The following is a 6,876-nucleotide window of genomic DNA, read 5'->3' on the forward strand; positions in this document are numbered from 1 at the left end:
AATAAATTTTGGTGCTCTCGCAAGTCGCAACGAGTGGGAGCGCTAGTCAACTTTTGGGGTCGGTATATCGGAGGGAAGGGCTCCTTATCTTAAGGCTTGATTATGGGCTGTATCACTTGGAAATAGATCGGCACCAACCAATCCTTACAAGTATACTCGCTGTGGTCTAGTCACGCATCTATTTGCGGGTGGGGGTGCATGTATTCTTTATTTTTATCGATTGTCGGCAGAGGGATATGAAAAGAAAGGCGAAAGTAAGGGGTAAATTCCAAAGAAAAAGGTTATCTTTGGGGTGTGGCTTCTATTTCTAAAGAAATTGAGCCACCTTATGTAGGATTACGGACAGAAAAGATAAAACCCCAAGGATATGGATAAGAAAAGATTTGAGGGCGTAGTGGATGGCAAAGAGGTAGGACTCTATACATTACGCAACAAGGGGATGGAGGTAGACGTGCTTAATCACGGTGCTAAGATCGTTGCTATCAGGGTGCCTGACCGTGAGGGCAATAGCGTGGACATAGTGCTAGGGCACGATAGTCTGGAAGATTATATCAATAGCGAGGAACAGTACTTCGGAGCTATCTGCGGTAGGTATGCCAATCGGATTGCGAAAGGCAAGTTCGCGATTGATGGAGAGGCGTACACGCTGCTTGTGAATAACGGACCTAATGCACTCCACGGTGGGAAGAAGGGCTTCAATGATGTCGTATGGCATGTGGAGCGCTACAGCGACCAAGAGCTGGTACTCAGCTATGTCTCTGCCGATGGAGAGGAGGGCTACCCGGGCGAGCTTACGGTGCAGGTCACTTATGGACTCTGCCCAGTGAGCAATAATCTGCTCATCAGCTATGAGGCGAAGACAACGAAGCCTACCGTGCTCAACCTTACCAATCATACCTATTTCAACCTCTCGGGCGAGGGGGATGCCTCGGTGCATGATCACCGGTTACTGATCCATGCTCAGGCGTATCTGCCTACGGATGACACCTCTATACCCTACGGACCACCGGAATCGGTCGCTGGTACACCATTCGACTTCCTTGCGCCTCACCTCATTGGCGAGCGTATCGATACCGATATGGATCAGCTCAACTGGGCTAGAGGGTATGATCACACTTACATCATCGATAAGCCCCTAGGCGAGATAGGGGTACACGCTATCTGCTCAAGCCCCAAGACGGGCATCGAGATGACCATCAAGAGCGACCAGCCTGGTATGCAGCTCTATACGGGTAACTGGATGAGTGGTAACATGCGTGGTAAGGGCGATAGCCGCTATCCGGCACGTGCTGCCGTTTGTTTCGAGACTCAGCACTACCCCGATAGCCCCAATAAGCCTGAATACCCTACTACGGTACTTCGTCCGGGCGAGACCTTCCGAAGCCAGACTAGCTTCGGATTTAGTGTGAAAGAATAACAGAACTTCAAATAACATTAAACTTAATAGAACTCTAAAGTAATGGCTTCAACAGAAAAGAAGAACTACACGCTCCCTATCCTTGTGATGATCCTGCTCTTCGGTATGATCTCCTTCGTCACCGGATTGGCTAATCCTATGGGCGTTATCGTAAAGAACCAGTTTGCGACCTCCAACTTTATGTCCACACTCGGTTACTTTGCCAATTTTATCGCTTACGCTTTTATGGGCTATCCGGCGGGGCAGATGCTACAGCGTATCGGCTACAAGAAGACTGCTCTATGGGCTGTGGTGGTAGGTTTCTCGGGTGTAGGTATCATGTACCTATCCGGTCTTGCCGGCAGCTTTGCCGTCTATCTCATCGGTGCATTCGTAGCCGGTTTCTCTATGTGTATGCTCAATACGGTGGTGAATCCTCTTCTCAATACCCTCGGAGGCGGTGGTAATAAGGGCAACCAGCTAATTCAGATTGGCGGCACCTTCAATTCACTGATGGCTACTATCGTGCCAGTACTTGTAGGTTATCTGATTGGTGCCAACGTAGAGAAGGCTCAGATATCAGATGCTTATCCTGCTCTTTATCTGGCTATGGCTATCTTCGCAGTGGCATTTGTAGTGCTCTTCCTTACCAAGATACCAGAGCCCAATATGGGGGGTACGTCCAAGGGGGTTAAGCATGAGCATAGTCCATTTGCGTTCCGTCACTTCGTGCTGGGTATGATAGCCATCTTCCTATATGTAGGAGTGGAGGTAGGTATTCAGATGTTTATCAATCCTTACATGACGGATGCTGTAGAGAAGGGTGGTCTGGCATACAACACCACTGTGGCAGGTTCGGTAGTAGGTACCTATTGGTTCCTAATGCTTGTAGGGCGTACAATAGGTGCGGCTATTGGCGGTAAGGTGTCTAGCAAGGCTATGCTTACTGTGGCTTCGTTAGTAGGTATCATCCTCGTGGTCTCTGCTATCTTTATTCCTGAGACCAAGCTGGTGAGTATGCCCGTATTCCAGTCTGATATCTCATTCGGTATTGTGCAGATTCCACTATCTATCATGCTGCTTGTGCTGGTAGGTCTTTGTACCTCTGTGATGTGGGGTGGTATCTTCAATCTTGCTGTAGAGGGGCTAGGTAAGTACACTGCTGCCGCTTCGGGCTTCTTCATGATTATGGTAAGTGGTGGTGGTATTGTGCCAGCTATCCAGGGCTTTGTGGCAGACAAGACCGACTACATGACCAGCTACTGGGTAATGGTAGCGGGTTTGGCATTCCTATTGTATTATGCACTTATAGGGTCTAAGAATGTAAATAAGGATATTCCTGTAAATGACTAAATAAAAGATTGTCGTATGAAAGATATAGAATTTGTTAGGAGCCGCTTTATTAAGCATTTCGATGGCTCCACAGGTTACATTTATTTCGCTCCAGGGCGAGTAAACCTTATCGGTGAGCACACCGATTATAATGGCGGATTTGTATTCCCTGGCGCAGTAGAGAAGGGTATTCTAGCCGAGATTAAGCCCAATGGCACTAGTCAGGTGCGAGCTTACTCTATCGACCTTAAGGACTACGTAGAGTTTGACCTCGGCGATGCTGAAGCACCAAGCGCTAGTTGGGCTAAGTATATCTATGGTGTGTGCCGTGAGATGCAGAAACTAGGCGTAGAGGTGAAGGGCTTCAATACTGCTTTTGCTGGCGATGTCCCTCTAGGCGCAGGCATGTCTTCGTCTGCGGCACTTGAGAGCTGCTATGCTACTGCTATCAATGAGCTATTTGCCGAGGGCAAGATAGATAAGATGGAGCTGGCTCGTGTAGGTCAGCGTACCGAGCACAATTATGTAGGCGTGATGTGTGGTATTATGGATCAGTTTGCCTCTATCCACGGACGTGAGGGGCAGCTTATGCGTCTGGATACCCGTAGCATGGAGTATGAGTATCACCCATTTAACCCTCAGGGGTACAAGCTAGTGCTCCTCGACACTGTGGTCAAGCATACCTTGGCTGATAGTGCATACAACAAGCGTCGCCAGAGTTGTGAGGCAGTAGTGGCTGAGATTAAGAAGGATCATCCTGAGGTGGAGTACCTGCGTGATGTGGATATGGCTATGCTGGAGGCGTACAAAGGGCGTGTCTCTGAGGAAGACTACAAGCGCGCTGAGTATGTGGTAGGCGAGACGCAGAGGGTACTCGACGTAACCGCAGCACTCGATAAGGGCGACTACGAGACTGTAGGGCAGAGGATGTACGAGACCCATAAGGGACTTAGCCAGCTCTATGAAGTAAGTTGCGAGGAGCTAGACTTCCTCAACGATATCGCCATAGAGTGTGGCGTGAGTGGCTCTCGTGTGATGGGCGGCGGCTTTGGTGGCTGTACTATCAACCTTGTAAAGGAGGAGCTATATGACCTTTTTGTGGATACTGCCAAGAAGAAATATGCCGAGAAGTTCGGTCACGAACCTAAAGTATACAATGTGATTATCTCTGACGGTGCCCGCCGTATCGAGTAATCCCAAGAGCTACTTTATATAGAAAACCCCTTGGGTGGCGATTGCCGCACAAGGGATTTTCTATTTATATCACTCGCTAGTCTTAAGCTATAGGAGTGCTATCTTTGGGGTTTTCGCCCCACTTGTTGGCTCCTGGTTGGCTGTCGGTGACATAGAGAATGATTAGCCAAATAGTTCCAATGATAGGGATAAAGGAAATTAGGATCCACCAACCAGACTTCCCAATATCATGTAGTCGCCGTACCGATACTGCTAAGTTTGGGATTAAGATTGCTAGTCCGTATAGAAGGAATATGGGACCATAGTAGAGGTCGAACGAGGAAAACGTAATCCCCAATAGGTTATCTAGCCCCATAGCGATGAGGGCGAATATACCATTAAAGAGGACAAAATACCAATACTCTTTACGTCTAGCACGACCACGAAAGTCGGCATACTGTCTTAGCACTTTCAAAAACCAATTCATAGTGTATTGTAGTTAGTTGTTATGTAATTCCGTTACGCCCTCAAAGGTATCGATTATTCCTTAATTAATCAAAACAAACATCTATTATTAAGGACGACTTAGTAGTTATTCGTTACTCTCCTCGTCGTAGAGTTCGTAGAGAAAATCATTGTATGGGAAACGGGTTACATGTATTTCGCGTACTCGTTGGTATAGAAGTTGTTTGAGCTCCTCTATGCCCTGCCCTGTGCGTGCTGATATGAACGCTACATCTAGATCGGCTTGCTTGCCCATCCAGGTCTGCTTCAGCTCGTCCAGAGAGATATTCTCCTTGGTGCGTGGTGTGAGGTCGTCCTCTTCCTTTTCCTCGAAAGTAAACGCATCCACCTTATTAAATACCAAAATTCGAGGCTTTTTCTTGTCTCCCAGAATCTCGCTGAGTGTCTGATCCACGATACGGATTTGATCCTCAAAATTGTGATGGAAATATCCCCTTGGAAGGCGACACTGCCACCCAAGGGGATATTCTTTTATGGAGGTGGTGGCAAGACAGATTTGTGCGAGGAGGATTTTATGTATTTTTATTTGTGTTTTCTTGTATTTTTTTGCTACCTTTGAGCGGTAATTAGTTTATGGTAATTTTAATCAAAAGACAACTAAAATGAAGACAAAAGCAATTGTATGTGCCCTCATCATGGCATTTGGATTATCTAGCTGCGCAACCATCTTCACGGGGACAAAAGACACTTTGACGTTTAACACTAATCCCTCAGGTGTGGATGTGTATATTGATGGTATTAAGATTTGTACCACACCATGTACCACACCGGTCAAAAGAAGTTTGAGTGAACAGGATGTGGAGTTCCGTCTCGATGGTTACAAGACACAGATCATTACACTTGACAGAGAGTTTAATGTCGTTAGTATCCTCAACATAGGAGGTCTGTTGGGATGGGTTGTAGATGCAGCGACGGGTGCCATTTTCAAGTATGATCGTAAGGTTTACGATGTAGATATGGAGCTGGATAAGGTGCTTAGCCAGTATAACGTACAGAAAATAGAGCTTGATACGGAGAATAAAGTGGCTACTCTTCAGGTGGCGATGAAGTAAATACGGCAGAGACACCAAAATTTATAATCTCCCCTTGGGAGGCAGTATCGCCTCCCAAGGGGAGATTCTTTTATAGCTCAAATCAAGCCTATCTCTTGCTGTACAATATTTCCAATAAACTTCCGATACAGAAATACTTCTCTCCTCTATAGCGGAGTTTTACCTCTTATTCTTGCGCCTTTTGACTTCGCTCCTAATCAGCTCAAGCTCTCTGCCGGTCTGCCCGGCTACAGAGGTATTTTCCTCGGCGCGGCGGATCAGGTAGGGCAATACCTTGTCTACGGGAGCATAGGGGAGGTATTTGGTAAGGTTGTAGCCTGCATTGCTGAGGTTGTAGGAGAGGAAATCCCCCATACCGTAGAGCTGTGATATATATATCCGTGGGTCATTATTTGCCAAGCCTCTTTCTTGCATCTGCTCCGCAATCAGGATACAGCTATTGGCATTGTGCGTGCCACAGAAGAGTTCCATTCGGTCTATACGATCTATCACATACCTCACCCCCGCATTATAATTATTGTCGGTCTCCTCCTTATTGGCACAGATAGGGTCTGGGTATCCCATCTGTAGAGCTCTGGCTCTCTCTTCCTCCATATACGCACCTCGCACCAGTTTGATGCCACATACGAGTCCATGTTCTTGGCAAAATTCGTCTAGCCCTTTCAGGTAATCCATACGATCATGGCGATACATCTGTAGTGTTGCAAAGACGGTAGCACGCTCCTTATTAAATTGAAGCATTGCCTCCTCAGTCATTCTATCTATCAGACCTTGGTAGGCATAGTGCTCAGCATCCACCAATATCCTTGTCCCTTCCTCGTAGGCTTGCCTACAGAGTGCCATAAACCGCTCTCGTAGACGATTGATCTGGTGTCGCTCTAGCTCCGAAAGCTGATATTGGGGTCATTTGCCTTTTCCATAGTGGCTACAGAGCATAGTCCACTCACCTTGAATACAGCGTGACTTAGGCTAGGATTATGATGTGCAAAGCGTACCGCTTCCATATTGGCCTGAAAAGTCTTTTCGATAGTGGCTTCATCGTCACCACCCTCTGCGGAGTAGTCCATCACAGCTTGAATACCTCTCTTAGTGAGTCTCTCCAGCGTCTGCTTGGAGTCTTGTAGCGATTCCCCTCCTACGAAGTGTCGGTATATAGTAGGCCGTAGAGCCCATCCGAGCGGTAGGTTGAGGAGCCCGGCGATCTTCGTACCCCATTTGCCGAGCTTTACAATCGTGGGGCTGCCAATAGTCCTGAATAGGAGCTCTGCTGTCTGTAGTTCGCCATTACTCTTATCGGCGTACGCCACTTCTGTATTTTGGAAGTCTATATTTATGTTGTCCATGCTATTTCTTTTTTCTTATAGCTTTTCTGTCATTATATTGCATAAAGAGACTAAA

At 47.0% G+C, this 6,876-nt stretch carries 7 protein-coding genes and 1 pseudogene; 4 read left to right on the forward strand and 4 right to left on the reverse strand.

The features are described 5' to 3' along the window. Positions 1–367 precede the first annotated feature (367 nt). From IX315_RS09225 to galK, 3 genes are read left to right on the forward strand one after another with little or no spacing between them, the layout of a single operon-like run. Entirely contained in the window at positions 368–1,417 is a 1,050-nt protein-coding gene (locus IX315_RS09225; protein ID WP_134848905.1) for an aldose epimerase family protein, read from the forward strand. 42 nt (positions 1,418–1,459) lie between these two features. Further along, positions 1,460–2,749 (forward strand): MFS transporter, encoded by a 1,290-nt coding sequence (locus tag IX315_RS09230; RefSeq protein ID WP_211837400.1) that lies wholly within the window; start codon positions 1,460–1,462, stop codon positions 2,747–2,749. A 15-nt stretch (positions 2,750–2,764) separates the two neighbouring features. Next, positions 2,765–3,922 carry a galactokinase gene (galK, locus tag IX315_RS09235; RefSeq protein WP_018358533.1) on the forward strand — a complete coding sequence of 386 codons (1,158 nt, stop codon included), beginning with the start codon at positions 2,765–2,767 and terminating at the stop codon, positions 3,920–3,922. 82 nt (positions 3,923–4,004) lie between these two features. On the opposite strand, the gene IX315_RS09240 is transcribed toward galK, so the two are convergent. Together IX315_RS09240 and IX315_RS09245 are read right to left on the reverse strand one after the other, a co-directional pair. Continuing rightward, a complete protein-coding gene (locus IX315_RS09240; RefSeq protein ID WP_211639543.1) occupies positions 4,005–4,388 on the reverse strand; it encodes a DUF805 domain-containing protein in 384 nt (127 codons plus the stop codon). Positions 4,389–4,493: 105 nt separating this feature from the next. After that, positions 4,494–4,850 (reverse strand): annotated as a pseudogene (locus tag IX315_RS09245) (GTPase HflX); the annotation flags it as partial. A gap of 178 nt (positions 4,851–5,028) precedes the next feature. On the opposite strand from IX315_RS09245, the gene IX315_RS09250 reads away from it, so the two are divergent. Beyond that, entirely contained in the window at positions 5,029–5,478 is a 450-nt protein-coding gene (locus tag IX315_RS09250; protein WP_211635146.1) for a PEGA domain-containing protein, read from the forward strand. 159 nt (positions 5,479–5,637) lie between these two features. Here IX315_RS09250 and IX315_RS09770 read toward each other — a convergent pair whose 3' ends face one another. Together IX315_RS09770 and IX315_RS09775 are read right to left on the reverse strand one after the other, a co-directional pair. Then, positions 5,638–6,321, reverse strand: a complete 684-nt coding sequence (locus IX315_RS09770; RefSeq protein ID WP_244973139.1) for a proline dehydrogenase family protein — start codon at positions 6,319–6,321, stop codon at positions 5,638–5,640. A 35-nt stretch (positions 6,322–6,356) separates the two neighbouring features. Then, positions 6,357–6,821, reverse strand: coding sequence for a proline dehydrogenase family protein (locus IX315_RS09775; RefSeq protein ID WP_211830208.1), 465 nt, complete (start codon positions 6,819–6,821; stop codon positions 6,357–6,359). Positions 6,822–6,876 lie beyond the last annotated feature (55 nt).

This window comes from Porphyromonas levii, from assembly GCF_018206105.1.
Taxonomy (GTDB): domain Bacteria; phylum Bacteroidota; class Bacteroidia; order Bacteroidales; family Porphyromonadaceae; genus Porphyromonas_A; species Porphyromonas_A levii.

What these genes read in the sequence shown, in the direction of transcription:
- IX315_RS09775 (WP_211830208.1), bottom strand. Translation starts at nt 6,821, where the DNA reads ATGGACAACATAAATATAGACTTCCAAAATACAGAAGTGGCGTACGCC.
- IX315_RS09240 (WP_211639543.1), bottom strand. Translation starts at nt 4,388, where the DNA reads ATGAATTGGTTTTTGAAAGTGCTAAGACAGTATGCCGACTTTCGTGGT.
- IX315_RS09770 (WP_244973139.1), bottom strand. Translation starts at nt 6,321, where the DNA reads ATGGCACTCTGTAGGCAAGCCTACGAGGAAGGGACAAGGATATTGGTG.
- IX315_RS09250 (WP_211635146.1), top strand. Translation starts at nt 5,029, where the DNA reads ATGAAGACAAAAGCAATTGTATGTGCCCTCATCATGGCATTTGGATTA.
- IX315_RS09230 (WP_211837400.1), top strand. Translation starts at nt 1,460, where the DNA reads ATGGCTTCAACAGAAAAGAAGAACTACACGCTCCCTATCCTTGTGATG.
- IX315_RS09225 (WP_134848905.1), top strand. Translation starts at nt 368, where the DNA reads ATGGATAAGAAAAGATTTGAGGGCGTAGTGGATGGCAAAGAGGTAGGA.
- galK (WP_018358533.1), top strand. Translation starts at nt 2,765, where the DNA reads ATGAAAGATATAGAATTTGTTAGGAGCCGCTTTATTAAGCATTTCGAT.